This is a genomic window from Streptomyces tagetis, from assembly GCF_018069565.1.
Taxonomy (GTDB): Bacteria; Actinomycetota; Actinomycetes; order Streptomycetales; family Streptomycetaceae; genus Streptomyces; species Streptomyces tagetis.
The window spans coordinates 1,081,571-1,098,724 of sequence record NZ_JAGPNL010000001.1; the positions used below are offsets into that span (position 1 = coordinate 1,081,571).

Here is a 17,154-nt window from a genome sequence, read left to right on the forward strand (position 1 = left end):
CACTCGCGGACCAGGGCGCGAGGCGTGCCGCCCCGGGAGCCCGCCCCGGAGGACCCCGCGAAGCCGGTCGGGGCCCGGTGGACCGGGGGCGTTCCGGGGGCGTTCCGGGGGCGTCGGGCGGCGCGCGGGGCGGGCGCCGGCACGGGCGTGGCGGACCCCGTGCCGGTCACCCGGCGCGCGGGTCAGCCCCTGCCGAACACGCTCGCCGGGTAGGCGCCCGCGGCGAGGGCGGCCCGCGCGAACCCGGTCCCCAGCTCCGTCAGCCGGGCCACGCCCTCGGCGCCGAGGCGCGCGTAGGGGCCCGCGTCCAGCCGGTCCGTCTCCGCCTCGATCTCCGCGCGCAGCGCGGTGCCCCGCTCGGTCAGCTCCCCGGTGTCGTCGAGCAGCCCGCGCTCGCGCAGCCGGAGCGCCGCCGCGTCCCAGTGCTCCCGGGTCCAGCTCCGGGTGGTCAGGAGCCAGTCCCGGTTCATGCCCCGGCCGGTGGCGGTGTGCGTCACCAGCGCCTCGGGCCCGTCCAGCTCCGCGGCGAGCAGCGCGGCCACGTGCCCGTCGCCGCGGTGCTCGCGCAGCAGGGTCGCCGCGTGCCAGTAGGCCAGGTGCGGGGCGTCGGGCACGGGCAGGTCGGCGTGGGCCGCGTACAGCGGGCGGGCACCGCGCGAGCAGCCCTCGGTGGCCCGCAGCGCCAGTTCGGCCGCCTCGGCCATCTCCGGGGAGGCCACGGTCTCTTCGCCCAGTTGGCGGCGCAGGGTCGCGTCGACGGCGCGCAGGCGGGCGGCGAGGGCCTGCTCGGGGGAGACGGTCTCCCACAGCGCGGGCAGGTGCCGGGCGACCAGCTCGTGCCGGTAGTTGTAGAAGGCCGCCGTCACCGGACCGGCGCCGACCCGTCCGAGCGCGGCGGCACGGGCCGCGAAGTTCACGGCGCGCGGATCGCGCACGCCGAGCGCGGCGAGTTCCCGGTCCAGGTCGGGGGAGAAGAAGTGCGTCGAGTGCAGCGTGTTCAGCGCGTTGTGGCAACGGCGCGCGGCACGCGCTTCCAGGGCGGCAGACGTCATGCCGGGGACGTTACCAACCGCTCAGTACGTCCTCCAGGGGGAGGGGGCGTCGCCCCCGCCACGTCCTTGGGGGGTACGGAGCCTTTCCCCCCGGCCGCCGGGCCGGTCACTCGGGGGCGGGCACGCTCCAGCCGAAGCGCGGGGCCCGGCGTTCCAGGAAGGCGGCGACGCCCTCGGCCGTCTCGCCGCAGGCGAGGGCCTGCCGCGTCCAGTACGCCTCCCGGCCGTCCAGGCCCGCCGTGAACTCCTTCGCCGCGGCCTGCGTGAGCTGCGACCGGGAGACCAGCGTGCGGGCGAACGCGTCCACCCGCGCGGCCAGTTCGCCCCGCGGCAGCACCTCGTCGACCAGGCCGGTGCGCAGCGCCCGCCCCGCGTCGATCAACTCGCCGGAGAACAGGAGGTACTTGGCGGTGGCGGGGCCCACCAGGGAGACCAGCCGCCGGGTCGCGGAGGCCGGGTAGACCACGCCGAGCTTCGCCGGGGTCACGCCGAACAGCGCGCCCTCCTCGGCGAAGCGCAGATCGCAGGCGGCGGCCAGTTGCGCACCGCCGCCCACGCAGTGCCCGCGGACCGCCGCCAGCGTCGGCTTGGGGAAGGCGGCGAGGGCCTCCTCGGCGCGCACGGAGAGGCGCCGCGCCTCCTCGGCGCCGTCGCGCAGGGTCGTGATGTCGGCCCCGGCGCAGAAGGTGGCGCCCTCCCCGGTGAGCACCAGGGCGCGTACGCCGGGGTCCGCCGCCAGCGCGGCGAGCAGGACGGGCAGCTCCCGCCACATCCGCGTCGTCATGGCGTTGCGCCGGGCCGGATGACTGACGACGACGGTGGCGACCGAGTCGTCGACCCGGTGCCTCAGCTCGGGCTCCATGCGCGGATGGTATCGAGCGGCCTCACGGCGGCCCCCGGCGGAGGGCGGGCGCGGGCACCGGGAGCGGGAGAGGGCCGGACCCAAACCCGTACAACCCGAAGAGTTCGCCAAGGCGGTGCGATGACGACAGGAACAGTCCCATGACTGACCACGTCATACCGTAACGATCAGAATCGCTCGATAATCGCTGACTTCTGTTCAGTCCTCCGGTCGGGAGGGGCGCGTTACCAACACTTCGGGGTGTGGTGACAATCGAGCGCGAGGACGGCGACCTGACGATGGACAACGAGGCGCGGCCACTGCCGTACGAGGGCGTCTGGCGCTTCACCGCCCCGGCCGTCGACGCCTCGGTCCCGCAGGCCCGGCACGCCGTACGGGACCTGCTGCTGCGCCAGGGCGTGCCGGTCGCCGACGAGGTGGTGCAGGGGCTGCTCCTGATCGTCTCGGAGCTGGTCACCAACGCCGTCCGGCACGCCGCGGTGCTCTCCCCGATGCTCGCCGTGGAGGTCGCCGTCGGCGCCGAGTGGGTCCGGGTCTCCGTCGAGGACAGCCACCCCTACCGGCCGACCGCGCTGGAGACCGACCACGGCCGCACCGGCGGACGCGGGCTGCTCCTGGTGCGGGAGATCACGACGGAGGCGGGCGGCGCGTGCGACGTGGCGCACACGGCGAGCGGCGGCAAGGTGATCTGGGCCGCCCTGCCGCTCAAACCGCTCCTGCCCCCGCCCGCCCCTTCACTCTGAACGGACCGCCTCGCCCGACCTGAAAGGACCGCTCCACTCCGAACGGACGCCGTCCTGACGGACCGCCTCGTCCTGAACGGACGCCGCCCTGGCCGGGCCGTGGCTCACCAGCCGGCGGACGGCCCCGTCAGCTCGCGGATCGCGGGCCGGGCCGCGTCCAGCACGGTCCCGAACCACACCGAGAAGGTGTCCTTCTCCCGCCGCTCGGCCAGCTCGGCCGGGGTGGCGAAGGCGGTCTCGGCCACCTCCTCCGGATCGGGCCGCGGCTCGGCCTGCACCAGGCCGACGAAGAGGTGGTTGTACTCCTGCTCGACGAGGCCGGAGGCGGGGTCGGGGTGGTTGTAGCGCACGGTGCCCGCCTCGGCGATCAGCGTCGGCGAGACCCGCAGCTCCTCGTGGGTGCGCCGGGCCGCGGCGGCGAGGGGACCCTCGTCGGGGTAGGGGTGGCCGCAGCAGGTGTTGGACCAGACCCCGGGGGAGTGGTACTTGCCCAGCGCCCGCTGCTGGAGCAGCAGCCGGCCCCGCTCGTCGAAGAGGAACACGGAGAAGGCGCGGTGCAGCCGTCCGGGCGGCTGGTGCGCGGAGAGCTTCTCCGCCGTACCGATCGTCACACCGTTCTCGTCGACCAGTTCCAGCAAAATCGCGTCTGCGGTGCCGTTCGACGAACTGTGCGTCGCGGTGGCAGGAGTGATCGGCATACCCATCCTTCGCTTCGGTCCTCGCGCCCCCAGTGTGCCGCACGAAACCGGCACTCTCGGCACTTCCCGGCGTACCCGCATGTCCCACGCGGTGGCGCGGGTCACGTCCGTCACCGGTCGGGCGCCGAGGAGGGGCTTGAAGGAAGATCGTGCCCTCCCCGCGCCGCCGGGAACCGTCCCGGTCCGACCGGCGGAATCCGGACGCGGCCGGAGGGCGGACGGACGCGCCGGGCGGCGCGTTCCACACCGCGCGCCCCCTTCGCCACCGGCACTCCCGCCGGCCCGCCCCCCGCGCCGGGCACCGCCTCCGCCGAGACGTCCCCGTGCCGGGCGTCCCCCCTCAGTGGCAGAGCCGCGCCTCGTGCTGCGCGTGTCCGCTCGGCTCCAACTGGAAGGTGCAGTGCTCCACGTCGAAGTGGTCGCCGAGGCAGCCCTGCAACTCGTGCAGCATCTTCTCGTGGCCGATCGCGTTCAGGGCCTCGCCGCTCACCACCACGTGCGCGGAGAGCACCGGCATCCCGGAGGTGATCGTCCAGGCGTGCAGGTCGTGTACGTCCTCCACGCCGTCCAGCGCCAGGATGTGCGCCCGCACCTCGGCCATGTCCACGCCCTTCGGCGCCGACTCCAGCAGCACGTCCAGCGTCTCGCGCAGCAGCCGCAGCGTGCGCGGCACGATCATCAGGCCGATCACCAGCGAGGCGATCGGGTCGGCGGGCTGCCAGCCGGTGGCGATGATCACCAGCGCCGAGACGATCACGGCGACGGAGCCCAGCGCGTCGGCGGCGACCTCCAGGAACGCGCCGCGCACGTTGAGGCTCTCCTTCTGCCCCTTCATCAGCAGGGACAGCGAGATCATGTTGGCCACCAGGCCGAACGCGCCGAAGGCCACGGTCAGCCCGCCCGCGGTCTCGGCGGGCGTGATGAACCGGTCGATCGCCTCGTACAGCACGTACCCGCCGACCCCGAGCAGCAGCAGGCAGTTGGCCAGGGCGGCCAGGATCTCGGCGCGGGCGTAGCCGAAGGTGCGCCGGTCGCTCGGGGGCCGGGCGGCGAAGTGGATGGCGAGCAGCGCCATCCCCAGTCCCAGGGCGTCGGTCGCCATGTGCGCCGCGTCGGCGACCAGCGCCAGCGAGTCCGCGACCACCCCGCCGACGATCTCGACGACCATGACGCTCAGCGTGATGCCCAGCGCCACGCGCAGCCGGCCCCGGTGCGCGGCGGTCACCGTGCCGCCGGCCCCGTGGGTGTGTCCGTGATCGTGCCCAGCCCCCATGAAAGCAGCCTCCCTGTGTGGGTCCGGACCACAGTCAACTACGGGTGGGGGGTATGGGGCAAAACGGGACTGAACACCGTTGTCATTCCCCTGACCTGCGGAAATGTCCTCGCAGATCAGCGCGTTGCGGGCGGGCCCCCGGGCAGGGCCGGGCCGGTGCCGCGGACGGCCCCGTTCCGGCGTACCTGACACCGTGTGAGCGGGTGGCGACCCTGTGCGATGTCCTCGATGCCCGATCTGCGCGGACGGTTTGTGGGCCGGGCCCCCGATCCCCGATGATGATCGCGGCGAAGGCGGGCGCACACCGTGTCGACCAGCCGTCGAACGGGCGGTGAACACGCTGTTCCGAGCATCCGATAGCCTCTGCCGACATGTCGCCCGGGTGCCCCCGGCACGGGCGCCCACCATGCACAGGCCCGGCCCCGCCGGTACCCAGGGAGTGAGTTCGGTTGCCGACCGCCATCCTCACCGGTCAGCCGGTGCCCGGTTCGTCGATCGAGAGCGAACTGCGGTCCCTCGGCTTCGACGTGCGCTCCGCCCCCGACACCGCCGGCGCCGAGACCCTGCTGGCCCGGGTGCCGGCCGGTGACCGCGTCGCCGTGGTCGACGCCCGCTTCGTCGGCCACCCGCACGCCCTGCGCCTCGGCCTGACCGACCCCCGCTTCCCGCTCGCCGCGATCCCCGGTGCCGTCACCGCGCGCCCCGAGGCCCGCCAGGACCTCACCCGCGCCATGGCCCGCGAGAACTCCGCCTGCGGCGCGGCCCCGGCCACCCCCGCCACGCCCGTCTCGCCGGCCACCCCGGCCGCCCCCGCCCCGGCCGGCCAGGGCGCCGGCGACGGAGCGGGAGCCGGAGCCGAGGGGCTCGCCGACCGCATCGCCACCGCCCTGGACGCCGACGGCGCCGAGGTGTACCGGCCCGACCTCGGCAGCCTCGTCGCCGCCGTCCCCGCCGACCCGCAGTCCCGCAACGAGGCCCGGCAGGCGGTGGCCGGCGTCGACGACGAGGCCGTCCGCCTCAAGTCCGCGGTCAAGGCCCGCGACGGCTTCTTCACCACCTTCTGCATCAGCCCGTACTCCCGCTACCTCGCCCGCTGGTGCGCCCACCGGGGGCTGACCCCCAACCAGGTCACCACCGCCTCCCTCGTCACCGCGCTGATAGCGGCGGGCTGCGCGGCCACCGGGACCCGGGGCGGTTTCGTCGCCGCCGGCGTCCTGCTGATCGCCTCCTTCGTCCTGGACTGCACCGACGGGCAGCTCGCCCGCTACTCCCTCCAGTACTCCACCCTCGGCGCCTGGCTGGACGCCACCTTCGACCGCGCCAAGGAGTACGCCTACTACGCGGGCCTCGCCCTCGGCGCGGCCCGGGGCGGCGACGACGTCTGGGCGCTCGCCCTCGGCGCGATGGTCCTGCAGACCTGCCGGCACGTCGTGGACTTCTCCTTCAACGAGGCCAACCACGACGCCACCGGCAACACCAGCCCCACCGCCGCCCTCTCCGGCCGGCTCGACAGCGTCGGCTGGACGGTCTGGGTGCGCCGCATGATCGTCCTGCCCATCGGCGAACGCTGGGCCATGATCGCGGTCCTCACCGCGGTCACCACCCCCCGGATCACCCTCGTCGTGCTGCTCGTCGGCTGCGCCTTCGCCGCCACGTACACCACCGCCGGCCGCGTCCTGCGCTCGCTGACCCGCAAGGCCACCCGCACCGACCGCGCGGCGACCGCGCTGGCCGACCTCGCGGACTCCGGCCCGCTCGCCGGCGCCGTCGCCCGGCCGCTGCGGGAGCGCGCCCGCCGGCTGCCCGGATTCACCGCCCCCGCCGCCGCGCTGCTCGGCGCCGCGGCCGTGGTCGCCACCGCCGCGCTCACCGGCTTCGGCGGCCCCTGGCCGCTGCTCGCCGCGCTCCTGTACACCGCGGCCTCCGGACTCGCCGTCGCCCGCCCCCTCAAGGGCTCCCTCGACTGGCTCGTCCCCCCCTTCTTCCGCGCCGCCGAGTACGGCACCGTCCTCGCCCTGGCCGTCCGCGCGGACGTGCCCGGAGCGCTGCCGGCGGCATTCGGGCTGGTCGCGGCGGTCGCCTACCATCACTACGACACGGTCTACCGCATCCGCGGCAACGCGGGTGCGCCGCCGCACTGGCTGGTGCGGGCGATCGGGGGGCACGAGGGCCGCACGCTGCTGATCACCGCGCTCGCCGCGCTGCTCACCGCCTCCCAGTTCACGGACGCGCTCACGGTCCTCGCCGTGGCCGTCGCCCTCGTGGTGCTCGCCGAGAGCATCCGCTTCTGGGTCGCCGCCCACCGGGCCGGCGCACCCGCCGTACACGACGAAGGAGAACCCGCATGATCGGCCTTGTGCTGGCGGCCGGCGCCGGCCGGCGTCTGCGCCCCTACACCGACACCCTGCCCAAGGCACTGGTGCCGGTCGGCCCCGCGGGCGACGAGGAGGGCATCACCGTCCTCGACCTGACCCTGGGCAACTTCGCCGAGGTCGGGCTCACCGAGGTCGGGATCATCGTCGGCTACCGCAAGGAGGCCGTCTACGAGCGCCGGGAGGCCCTGGAGCGCAAGTACGGCCTCAAGATCACGCTGATCGACAACGACAAGGCCGAGGAGTGGAACAACGCCTACTCCCTGTGGTGCGGCCGCGACGCCCTCAAGGACGGCGTGATCCTCGCCAACGGCGACACCGTCCACCCGGTCTCCGTCGAGAAGACGCTGCTGGCCGCCCGCGGTGACGGCAAGAAGATCATCCTCGCGCTGGACACCGTGAAGTCCCTGGCCGACGAGGAGATGAAGGTCGTCGTCGAGCCCGGCAAGGGCGTCCGGCGGATCACCAAGCTGATGGACCCGGCCGAGGCGAGCGGCGAGTACATCGGCGTCACCCTCATCGAGGGCGAGGCCGCGGCCGACCTGGCCGACGCGCTGAAGACCACCTTCGAGCGCGACCCGCAGCTCTACTACGAGGACGGCTACCAGGAGCTGGTCGACCGCGGCTTCACCATCGACGTGGCCCCCATCGGCGACATCAAGTGGGTCGAGATCGACAACCACGACGACCTCGCCAAGGGCAGGGAGATCGCGTGCCTGTACTGACCCGGCTCATCCCCTCGCCGGTCGTCGTGGACATCCGCGCGGGTGCCATCGACGACCTGGGCTGCGTCCTCGCCGACGAGCGGATCTCCCACTCGGGCAAGCTCGCCGTCGCCGTCAGCGGCGGCTCCGGGGCTCGGCTGCGCGAGCGGGTCGCCCCGTCCCTGCCCGGCGCCGACTGGTTCGAGGTCGGCGGCGGCACCCTGGACGACGCGATCCGGCTGGCCGGCGACATGAAGCGCGGTCACTACGACGCGGTCGTCGGCCTCGGCGGCGGCAAGATCATCGACTGTGCCAAGTTCGCCGCCGCCCGGGTCGGGCTGCCGCTGGTCGCCGTGCCGACCAACCTGGCGCACGACGGGCTCTGCTCGCCGGTCGCCACCCTGGACAACGACGCGGGCCGTGGCTCCTACGGCGTGCCCAACCCGATCGCGGTCGTCATCGACCTGGACGTCATCCGCCAGGCCCCGGTGCGCTACGTCCGGGCCGGCATCGGCGACGCCGTCTCCAACATCTCCGCCATCGCCGACTGGGAACTGGCCAACCGGGTCAAGGGCGAGCGCATCGACGGCCTCGCCGCCGCGATGGCCCGCCAGGCCGGCGAGGCGGTCCTCCGCCACCCCGGCACCGTCGAGGACAACGACTTCCTCCAGGTGCTCGCCGAGGGCCTGGTGCTCACCGGCATCGCCATGTCGGTCTCCGGGGACTCCCGGCCCGCCTCCGGCGCCTGCCACGAGATCAACCACGCCTTCGACCTGCTCTTCCCGCAGCGCGCGGCGGCCCACGGCGAACAGTGCGGACTGGGGGCGGCCTTCGCCATGTACCTGCGCGGAGCCCACGAGGAGTCGGCGTACATGGCCACCGTGCTGCGCCGCCACGGGCTCCCGGTGCTGCCGCAGGACATCGGCTTCAGCACGGAGGAGTTCGTCCGGGCCGTCGAGTTCGCCCCGCAGACCCGGCCCGGCCGCTACACGATCCTCGAACACCTCGACCTCAAGACCGACCAGATCAAGGACCTGTACGCGGACTATGTCAAGGCCATCGGTAGCTGAACTACGCCCGGTCGTCCATCCCCCGGGGATCAAGGACCGGCGCAGCGGTGAGCACTGGGCGGGGCGCCTCTACATGCGCGAGGTCTCGCTGCGGATCGACCGCTACCTGGTGAACACCCGGGTCACGCCCAACCAGCTCACGTACCTGATGACCGTCTGCGGCGTGCTGGCGTGCCCGGCGCTGCTGGTGCCGGGCATCCCGGGCGCCGTGCTCGGTGTCGTGGCCGTCCAGCTCTACCTGCTGCTGGACTGCGTCGACGGCGAGGTCGCGCGCTGGAAGAAGCAGTACTCGCTCGGCGGCGTCTACCTGGACCGGGTCGGCGCCTACCTGACCGACGCCGCGGTCCTGGTCGGGCTCGGCCTGCGCGCCGCCGACCTCTGGGGCGGCGGGCGGATCGACTGGCTGTGGGCCTTCCTCGGGACCCTGGCCGCGCTCGGGGCGATCCTGATCAAGGCGGAGACGGACCTGGTCGGCGTCGCCCGGCACCAGGCGGGGCTCGCCCCGGTGCAGGAGGCCGCCTCCGTGCCGCGGTCCTCCGGGATGGCGCTGGCCCGCAGGGCCGCCGCCGCGCTCCGCTTCCACCGGCTGATCCTCGGCATCGAGGCGTCCCTGCTGATCCTGCTCCTCGCGGTCGTGGACGCGAGCCGCGGCGACCTGTTCTTCACCCGCCTCGGCACCGCCGTCCTCGCCGGCATCGCGGTGGTGCAGACCCTGCTGCACCTGGTGTCCGTACTGGCGTCGAGCAGGCTGCGGTGACCGGCGTGGCGGAGTCCCTGACGGTCGGGGCGGTGATCATCACCATGGGCAACCGCCCCGAGGAACTGCGCGCCCTGCTCGACTCGGTCGCCAAGCAGGACGGCGGCCACATCGAGGTGGTGGTGGTCGGCAACGGCTCGCCCGTCCCGGAGGTGCCGGCCGGCGTGCGCACCGTCGAGCTGCCCGAGAACCTGGGCATCCCCGGGGGGCGCAACGTCGGCATCGAGGCGTTCGGCCCCGGCGGCACCGAGGCCGACATCCTGCTCTTCCTCGACGACGACGGCCTGCTCGCCCGCACCGACACGGCCGACCTGTGCCGCCGGGCGTTCGCCGAGGACCCGGAGCTGGGCATCATCAGCTTCCGCATCGCCGACCCGGAGACCGGCGAGACCCAGCGCCGGCACGTGCCGCGGCTGCGCGCCTCCGACCCGATGCGCTCCTCGCGGGTGACCACGTTCCTCGGCGGCGCCAACGCGGTGCGCACCCGGGTCCTCGCGGAGGTCGGCGGCCTGCCGGACGCCTTCTTCTACGCGCACGAGGAGACCGACCTCGCCTGGCGGGCCCTCGACGCCGGCTGGATGATCGACTACCGGTCGGACATGGTGCTGTACCACCCCACGACCGCGCCCTCGCGGCACGCGGTGTACCACCGCATGGTGGCCCGCAACCGGGTGTGGCTGGCCCGCCGCAACCTGCCCCTGCCGCTCATCCCGGTCTACCTCGGGGTGTGGCTGCTGCTCACGCTCGTACGGCGTCCCTCCCGCCCGGCGCTCAAGGCGTGGTTCGGCGGCTTCCGCGAGGGCTGGACCGCCCCCTGCGGCCCGCGTCGGCCGATGAGGTGGCGTACGGTGTGGCGGCTGACCCGGCTGGGCCGGCCCCCCGTGATCTGACAAGCTCGTACCCGAGGGCGTCCGGGCCCGTCCCGGGTCCGCCGGCTTCCGCCGTGCCCCTCCCCGGCCCCCGCATCGACGAAGACGAGAGTTTCCACTAGTGAGTGAGACAACGCACGACGGCACGGTCGCGGTGACCACGCCCGTGTCGCCCGACGAGGGCCTCACGGCGGCACGGCTCGCCGCCACGTACGGACTGTCCGTGAGCGGAGCCAGGCCGTCCCTCGTCGGGTACGTCCGTCAGCTCTGGGGACGGCGGCACTTCATCCTCGCCTTCAGCCAGGCGAAGCTGACCGCCCAGTACAGCCAGGCCAAGCTGGGCCAGCTCTGGCAGGTGGCCACCCCGCTGCTGAACGCGCTCGTCTACTACCTCATCTTCGGCCTGATCCTCAAGGCGGACCGGGGCATGGGCCGGAGCGTCTACATCCCGTTCCTGGTGACCGGCATCTTCGTCTTCACCTTCACCCAGTCCTCCGCCATGGCGGGCGTGCGGGCCATCTCCGGCAACCTCGGGCTGGTACGGGCCCTGCACTTCCCGCGCGCCTCGCTGCCGATCTCGTTCTCCCTCCAGCAGCTCCAGCAACTGCTGTTCTCGATGATCGTGCTGTTCGCGGTGGCCATCGCCTTCGGCAGCTACCCCTCGCCGTCCTGGCTGCTGATCATCCCGATCCTGGCCCTCCAGTTCCTCTTCAACACCGGTCTCGCGCTGATCGTGGCGCGGATGGGCGCGAAGACGCCGGACCTGGCACAGCTCATGCCGTTCATCATGCGGACCTGGATGTACGCGTCCGGCGTGATGTTCTCCATCCCGATCATGCTGGAGGACCGGCCGGGGTGGATCTCCGACGTCCTCCAGTGGAACCCGGCGGCGGTCTACATGGACCTGATGCGCTTCGCGCTGATCGACGGGTACGGCGGCGGCAACCTGCCGCCGCACGTCTGGGCGCTGGCGCTCGGCTGGGCCGTGCTCGTCGCCGTGGGCGGCTTCGTGTACTTCTGGAAGGCTGAGGAGAGGTACGGCCGTGGCTGAGCAGCAGCAGGGCGAGCGGGTGCCGACCGTCATCGCGGACGGCGTGCACATCGTCTACCGCGTCAACGGCGCCAAGACCGGCAAGGGCAGCGCGACCGCCGCGCTCAGCCGCATCCTCAAGCGGGGCGAGGAGCGGGGCGTGCGCAAGGTGCACGCCGTGCGGGGCGTCTCCTTCATCGCCTACCGGGGCGAGGCGATCGGCCTGATCGGCTCCAACGGGTCCGGCAAGTCGACGCTGCTGCGGGCCATCGCCGGCCTGCTGCCGGCCGAGAAGGGCCGGGTCTACACCGACGGCCAGCCCTCCCTGCTCGGCGTGAACGCGGCGCTGATGAACGACCTCACCGGCGAGCGCAACGTCATCCTCGGCGGACTCGCCATGGGCATGTCCCGCGAGCAGATCAAGGAGCGCTACCAGGGCATCGTCGACTTCTCGGGCATCAACGAGAAGGGCGACTTCATCACCCTGCCGATGCGCACGTACTCCTCCGGCATGGCGGCCCGGCTGCGGTTCTCCATCGCCGCCGCGAAGGACCACGACGTCCTCATGATCGACGAGGCGCTCGCCACCGGCGACCGCAAGTTCCAGACGCGCTCGGAGCGGCGCATCCGCGAACTGCGCGAGGAGGCCGGCACCGTCTTCCTGGTGAGCCACAACAACAAGTCCATCCGCGACACCTGCAACCGCGTCCTGTGGCTGGAGCGCGGTGAACTGCGCATGGACGGCCCCACGGACGAGGTGCTCAAGGAGTACGAGAAGTTCACGGGCAAGTAGTCTGACGACTCCAGGGCCCCGCCGGCCGGCACCGGCGGGGCCGCTCGTCTGCAAAGGAAGCGTCAACTCCTCGCGTACCGGGGAATCTTGGGGCCGAACGGTGTGTTGTGGTGGGGTGCGGCGCACCCCGGCGGCCCCCCGCGGGCCGCACACCGTAAGCTGGACCGGTCCCCAAACGCGGCACATGGGGCGATAACGCCCGGTACCCCCGACCGGGCCCGCTGTGCGGGCAGTCGGGCGGCGTGTCCGAAATAGTGTGTATTGGGTAGGCAGTGTAGAACGGGAGATGTGACGGCAATGGCTACGGAAACTCCCCACCTCCGCGAAGCGTGCGCCGTCCCCGTCGTCCCGGGCAGCCGGCGATGACGGCGGCCAGGACGGCACGGGCCGTCGATCCGGAGCGTGGCACCCTCGACAAGGCCGCGGGAGAGAACTTCCCCGTGGCCCCCTTCTTCCTGCCCCGCGCCTGGCGCACCGACCTGATGGCCGTCTACGGCTTCGCCCGTCTCGTCGACGACATCGGCGACGGCGACCTCGCCCCCGGCGGCGCCGACGCCCGCCTCCTCGGCGTCGCCCCCGACCGCGCCGAGGACCGCCTCGCCCTGCTCGACGCCTTCGAGGCCGACCTGCGCCGGGTCTTCGACGCCACCCCGCACCACCCCCTGCTGCGCCGCCTCCAGCCCACCGTGCGCCGCCACGCGCTCACCCCCGGGCCCTTCCTCGGCCTGATCGCCGCCAACCGCCAGGACCAGCTCGTCAAGCGGTACGAGACCTACGACGACCTGCTCGCCTACTGCGAGCTGTCCGCCAACCCGGTCGGCCGCCTCGTCCTCGCCGTCACCGGCACCTCGACGCCCGAACGAGTCCGCCGCTCCGACGCCGTGTGCACCGCGCTCCAGATCGTCGAGCACCTCCAGGACGTCGCCGAGGACCTGGGGCGCGACCGCGTCTACCTTCCCGCAGAGGACATGAAGCGCTTCCACGTCCAGGAGGACGACCTCGCCGCACCCACCGCCAACGCCTCGGTCCGCGCCCTGATCGCCTTCGAGGCACAGCGCGCGAGCGACCTGCTGGACGAGGGCACCGCCCTGGTGGCCGGCGTCCGGGGCCGGCTGCGCCTGCTGCTCGCCGGCTTCGTGGCCGGCGGACGCGCGGCCGTCCGGGCGATCACCGCCGCCGACCACGACGTGCTTCCCGGCCCGCCCAAGCCCGGCAAGGTCCAGTTGCTGCGCGAGGCGGGCGTGATCCTGCGAGGAGAGGGGTGATCCGGACCGTGGAGTCGTCAGCACCCGCCACCGCGCCGGTACTCGCCGCCTACAGCTACTGCGAGACCGTCACCGGCCAGCAGGCCAGGAACTTCGCCTACGGCATCAGACTGCTGCCGACGCCGAAGCGCCGGGCCATGTCGGCCCTGTACGCGCTCTCGCGGCGGGTCGACGACATCGGCGACGGCACCCTCGCCGACGATGTCAAGGTCGCCCGGCTGGAGGACACCCGGACGCTGCTCGCCCGGGTCCGCGAGGGCCACGTCGAGGAGGACGACACCGACCCGGTGGCCGTCGCCCTCGCCGACGCCGCCCGGCGCTTCCCCATCCCCCTCGGCGGCCTCGACGAACTCATCGACGGCGTGCAGATGGACGTCCGCGGCGAGACCTACGAGACCTGGGACGACCTCAAGGCGTACTGCCGCTGCGTCGCCGGCGCCATCGGCCGCCTCTCCCTCGGCGTGTTCGGCACCGCACCCGGCGCCCCCGGCGCCGAACGCGCCCCCGAGTACGCCGACACGCTGGGCCTCGCCCTCCAGCTCACCAACATCCTGCGCGACGTGCGCGAGGACGCCGAGGGCGGACGCACCTACCTGCCCTCCGACGACCTCGCCAAATTCGGCTGCGCGGCCGGTTTCGGCGGTGGGCCCACACCACCGGACGGCTCCGACTTCGCGGGCCTCGTGCACTACGAAGTGCGTCGGGCCCGCGCTCTTTTCGCCGAGGGCTACCGGCTGCTTCCCCTGCTCGACCGGCGCAGCGGCGCCTGCGTCGCCGCCATGGCCGGCATCTACCGGCGCCTGCTGGACCGCATCGAGCGCGACCCGTACGCCGTGCTGCGCGGCCGGGTCTCGCTGCCCGGCCGGGAGAAGGCGTACGTCGCGGTCCGCGGACTGTCCGGACTGGACACCCGCCACGTCGTCCGCCGCACCGTCAGGAGGCGGCCCTGATGCCGACCGCGCCCCGCGCCACCACCCGGGTGCCACGGCGGGCAACCCCCGGGTGGCGGACCGCGTCCCAGACTGAGACGGTCGTCCGTACTCCGTTCAAGCACCACGGCCACGGCGCACGGGAGGGTGCACGATGACCCACGGCAACGGCACGCAGGACGACGGCCCGCGCACGGACGCCGCCGGCGTCCGCCCCGGCCGGCACGCCGTCGTGGTCGGCGGCGGGCTCGCCGGCGTCACCGCCGCGCTCGCGCTCGCCGACGCCGGGGTACGCGTCACCCTGCTGGAGAGCCGCCCCCGCCTGGGCGGACTCGCCTGCTCCTTCCAGCGCGGCGACCTCACCGTCGACAACGGCCAGCACGTCTACCTGCGCTGCTGCACCGCCTACCGCTGGTTCCTCGACCGGATCGGCGGCGCCCACCTCGCCCCCGTGCAGGACCGGCTCGACGTGCCCGTCGTCGACCTGGACCGCCCCGAGGGACGGCGGCTCGGCCGGCTGCGGCGCGACGCCCTGCCCGTCCCGCTCCACCTGGGCCGCAGCCTCGCCGCCTACCCGCACCTCTCGCTCGCCGAGCGCGCCTCCGTCGGCCGGGCGGCGCTCGCCCTCAAGCGGCTCGACCTCGGCGATCCGGCCCTGGACACCCAGGACTTCGCCACCTGGTTGACCGCGCACGGTCAGTCCGCGCGCACCGTCGAGGCCCTCTGGGACCTGGTCGGCGTCGCCACCCTCAACGCCGTCGCGGCCGACGCCTCCCTGGCGCTCGCCGCGATGGTCTTCAAGACCGGGCTGCTCTCCGACCCCGGCGCCGCCGACATCGGCTGGGCCCGCGTCCCGCTGGGCGAACTCCACGACCGGCTCGCCCGCCAGGCGCTCACCGCGGCCGGCGTCCGCACCGAGGTCCGGGCCCGCGTCGGCTCCGTCCGCGCCGAACCCGGCGGCGGCTGGAGCGTCCACGTCCCCGGCGAGACCCTGGCCGCGGACGCCGTCGTCCTCGCCGTACCCCAGCGCGAGGCACACGCGCTGCTGCCCGACGGCGCCCTCGACCGGCCCGGACGGCTGCTGGAGATCGGCACCGCCCCCATCCTCAACGTCCACGTGATCTACGACCGGACCGTGCTCAACGCCCCCTTCCTCACCGCCCTCGGCACCCCGTTGCAGTGGGTGTTCGACCGCACCGAGGCCGCCGGGGTCAAGGAGGGCCAGTACCTCGCCGTGTCGCAGTCGACGGCGCAGGACGAGATCGACACGCCCGTGGCCACCCTGCGCGAGCGCTACCTGCCCGAGCTGGAGCGGCTGCTGCCCCGCGCCCGGGGCGCCGGGGTGAAGGACTTCTTCGTGACCAGGGAGCGCACGGCGACCTTCGTCCCGGCCCCCGGCGTCGGACGGCTCAGGCCCGGCGCCCGTACCAAGGCACCCGGCCTGTACCTGGCCGGAGCGTGGACCGCCACCGGGTGGCCCGCGACCATGGAGAGTGCGGTCCGCAGTGGCGTCGGCGCGGCGGGAGCCGCCCTCGACGCCCTCGGCCGGTCCCGCGGTCTCCTCCCCGACTTCTTCGAGGAGGCCGCATGAGGACCGACCCGCGGGGGAGCGCCCGCACTCCCGGTACCGCAACTGGAGGAGAGACTGTGCCCACTGTGCCCCCGGCCTCGAAGGCTGCCGACGCGGTGGACGTGACCGCGCTCCTGGAGCGCGGCCGGACCCTGGCCACGCCGGTCCTGCGGGCGGCCGTCGACCGACTGGCTCCTCCCATGGACACCGTCGCCGCCTACCACTTCGGCTGGATCGACGCCCAGGGCAACCCCGCCGACGGCGACGGCGGCAAGGCCGTCCGCCCCGCGCTCGCCGTGCTCTCCGCCGAGGTCACCGGAGCCGCCCCCGAGGTCGGCGTCCCCGGCGCGGTCGCCGTCGAACTGGTGCACAACTTCTCCCTGCTCCACGACGACCTGATGGACGGCGACGAACAGCGCCGGCACCGCGACACCGTCTGGAAGGTGCACGGCCCGGCCCAGGCGATCCTCGTCGGCGACGCCCTCTTCGCCCTCGCCAACGAGGTCCTGCTCGAACTCGGCACCGTCGAGGCCGGCCGCGCCACCCGCCGCCTCACCGCCGCCACCCGCGCCCTGATCGACGGTCAGGCGCAGGACATCTCCTACGAGCACCGCGACCGGGTCAGCGTCGCCGAGTGCCTGGAGATGGAGGGCAACAAGACCGGCGCCCTGATCGCCTCCGCCAGCTCCATCGGCGCGGTGCTGGGCGGCGCCGACGAGCGCACGGCCGACACGCTGGAGACGTACGGCCACCACCTCGGCCTGGCCTTCCAGGCCGTCGACGACCTCCTCGGCATCTGGGGCGACCCGGAGTCCACCGGCAAGCAGACCTGGAGCGACCTGCGCCAGCGCAAGAAGTCCCTCCCGGTCGTCGCGGCGCTCGCGGCGGGCGGACCCGCCTCCGAGCGGCTCGGCGAGATCCTCGCCGCCGACGCCAAGAGCAGCGACTTCGAGAACTTCTCCGAGGAGGAGTTCGCGGCCCGCGCCGCCCTCATCGAGGAGGCGGGAGGCCGCGAGTGGACCGCCGAGGAGGCACGCCGGCAGCACACCATCGCCATCGAAGCCCTCGACACCGTGGACATGCCCGACCGGGTGCGGGACCGGTTCGCGGCGCTCGCGGACTTCGTCGTCGTACGAAAGAGATGATCATTATCGGCCGAATAGCCCT

General features: G+C 73.7%; 17 protein-coding genes. 13 read left to right on the forward strand and 4 right to left on the reverse strand.

What is annotated here, in order from left to right; genetic code table 11:
- Positions 1-182: 182 nt before the first annotated feature.
- Positions 183-1,052, reverse strand: a complete 870-nt coding sequence (locus J5Y05_RS04605; protein WP_210868435.1) for an SCO6745 family protein — start codon at positions 1,050-1,052, stop codon at positions 183-185.
- Positions 1,053-1,158: 106 nt separating this feature from the next.
- The gene (locus J5Y05_RS04610) at positions 1,159-1,914 is read right to left on the reverse strand and encodes an enoyl-CoA hydratase/isomerase family protein (RefSeq protein WP_210868436.1); all 756 of its coding nucleotides are present in this window, start codon (positions 1,912-1,914) and stop codon (positions 1,159-1,161) included.
- Between the two features lie 278 nt (positions 1,915-2,192).
- Here J5Y05_RS04610 and J5Y05_RS04615 point away from each other — a divergent pair, with 278 nt between their 5' ends.
- Complete coding sequence (locus tag J5Y05_RS04615; protein WP_247614267.1) at positions 2,193-2,657, forward strand: ATP-binding protein; 465 nt, start codon at positions 2,193-2,195, stop codon at positions 2,655-2,657.
- Between the two features lie 104 nt (positions 2,658-2,761).
- Here J5Y05_RS04615 and idi read toward each other — a convergent pair whose 3' ends face one another.
- Positions 2,762-3,355, reverse strand: a complete 594-nt coding sequence (gene idi, locus J5Y05_RS04620; RefSeq protein ID WP_210868438.1) for an isopentenyl-diphosphate Delta-isomerase — start codon at positions 3,353-3,355, stop codon at positions 2,762-2,764.
- Positions 3,356-3,695: 340 nt separating this feature from the next.
- The gene (locus J5Y05_RS04625; RefSeq protein WP_210868439.1) at positions 3,696-4,628 is read right to left on the reverse strand and encodes a cation diffusion facilitator family transporter; all 933 of its coding nucleotides are present in this window, start codon (positions 4,626-4,628) and stop codon (positions 3,696-3,698) included.
- Between the two features lie 449 nt (positions 4,629-5,077).
- Between J5Y05_RS04625 and J5Y05_RS04630 the strand changes: the two genes are divergently transcribed.
- The 12 genes from J5Y05_RS04630 to J5Y05_RS04680 all read left to right on the forward strand — a co-directional run bounded on the left by J5Y05_RS04630 (position 5,078) and on the right by J5Y05_RS04680 (position 17,132).
- Complete coding sequence (locus tag J5Y05_RS04630; protein WP_210868440.1) at positions 5,078-6,976, forward strand: DUF5941 domain-containing protein; 1,899 nt, start codon at positions 5,078-5,080, stop codon at positions 6,974-6,976.
- Positions 6,973-7,725, forward strand: a complete 753-nt coding sequence (locus J5Y05_RS04635) for a phosphocholine cytidylyltransferase family protein (RefSeq protein WP_210868441.1) — start codon at positions 6,973-6,975, stop codon at positions 7,723-7,725. Before J5Y05_RS04630 ends, J5Y05_RS04635 begins: the two co-directional genes overlap by 4 nt.
- Positions 7,713-8,774, forward strand: coding sequence for an iron-containing alcohol dehydrogenase family protein (locus tag J5Y05_RS04640; protein WP_210868442.1), 1,062 nt, complete (start codon positions 7,713-7,715; stop codon positions 8,772-8,774). Before J5Y05_RS04635 ends, J5Y05_RS04640 begins: the two co-directional genes overlap by 13 nt.
- Positions 8,752-9,531 carry a CDP-alcohol phosphatidyltransferase family protein gene (locus J5Y05_RS04645; protein WP_210868443.1) on the forward strand — a complete coding sequence of 260 codons (780 nt, stop codon included), beginning with the start codon at positions 8,752-8,754 and terminating at the stop codon, positions 9,529-9,531. The genes J5Y05_RS04640 and J5Y05_RS04645 overlap by 23 nt, the downstream gene beginning before the upstream one ends.
- Before the next feature lie 17 nt (positions 9,532-9,548).
- The gene (locus J5Y05_RS04650; RefSeq protein ID WP_210869703.1) at positions 9,549-10,421 is read left to right on the forward strand and encodes a glycosyltransferase family 2 protein; all 873 of its coding nucleotides are present in this window, start codon (positions 9,549-9,551) and stop codon (positions 10,419-10,421) included.
- 100 nt (positions 10,422-10,521) lie between these two features.
- Positions 10,522-11,451, forward strand: a complete 930-nt coding sequence (locus tag J5Y05_RS04655; RefSeq protein ID WP_210868444.1) for an ABC transporter permease — start codon at positions 10,522-10,524, stop codon at positions 11,449-11,451.
- A complete protein-coding gene (locus tag J5Y05_RS04660) occupies positions 11,444-12,223 on the forward strand; it encodes an ABC transporter ATP-binding protein (protein WP_210868445.1) in 780 nt (259 codons plus the stop codon). Before J5Y05_RS04655 ends, J5Y05_RS04660 begins: the two co-directional genes overlap by 8 nt.
- A 362-nt stretch (positions 12,224-12,585) precedes the next feature.
- Complete coding sequence (gene hpnC, locus J5Y05_RS04665) at positions 12,586-13,488, forward strand: squalene synthase HpnC (RefSeq protein ID WP_210868446.1); 903 nt, start codon at positions 12,586-12,588, stop codon at positions 13,486-13,488.
- Positions 13,485-14,438, forward strand: a complete 954-nt coding sequence (hpnD, locus tag J5Y05_RS04670) for a presqualene diphosphate synthase HpnD (RefSeq protein ID WP_210868447.1) — start codon at positions 13,485-13,487, stop codon at positions 14,436-14,438. Before hpnC ends, hpnD begins: the two co-directional genes overlap by 4 nt.
- The gene (locus tag J5Y05_RS32570; protein ID WP_372450457.1) at positions 14,438-14,575 is read left to right on the forward strand and encodes a DUF6380 family protein; all 138 of its coding nucleotides are present in this window, start codon (positions 14,438-14,440) and stop codon (positions 14,573-14,575) included. The genes hpnD and J5Y05_RS32570 overlap by 1 nt, the downstream gene beginning before the upstream one ends.
- The gene (gene hpnE, locus J5Y05_RS04675; protein ID WP_210868448.1) at positions 14,572-16,008 is read left to right on the forward strand and encodes a hydroxysqualene dehydroxylase HpnE; all 1,437 of its coding nucleotides are present in this window, start codon (positions 14,572-14,574) and stop codon (positions 16,006-16,008) included. Before J5Y05_RS32570 ends, hpnE begins: the two co-directional genes overlap by 4 nt.
- Positions 16,005-17,132: a polyprenyl synthetase family protein gene (locus J5Y05_RS04680; protein WP_210868449.1), complete on the forward strand. Its 1,128-nt coding sequence runs from the start codon at positions 16,005-16,007 to the stop codon at positions 17,130-17,132. The genes hpnE and J5Y05_RS04680 overlap by 4 nt, the downstream gene beginning before the upstream one ends.
- Positions 17,133-17,154: the final 22 nt, after the last annotated feature.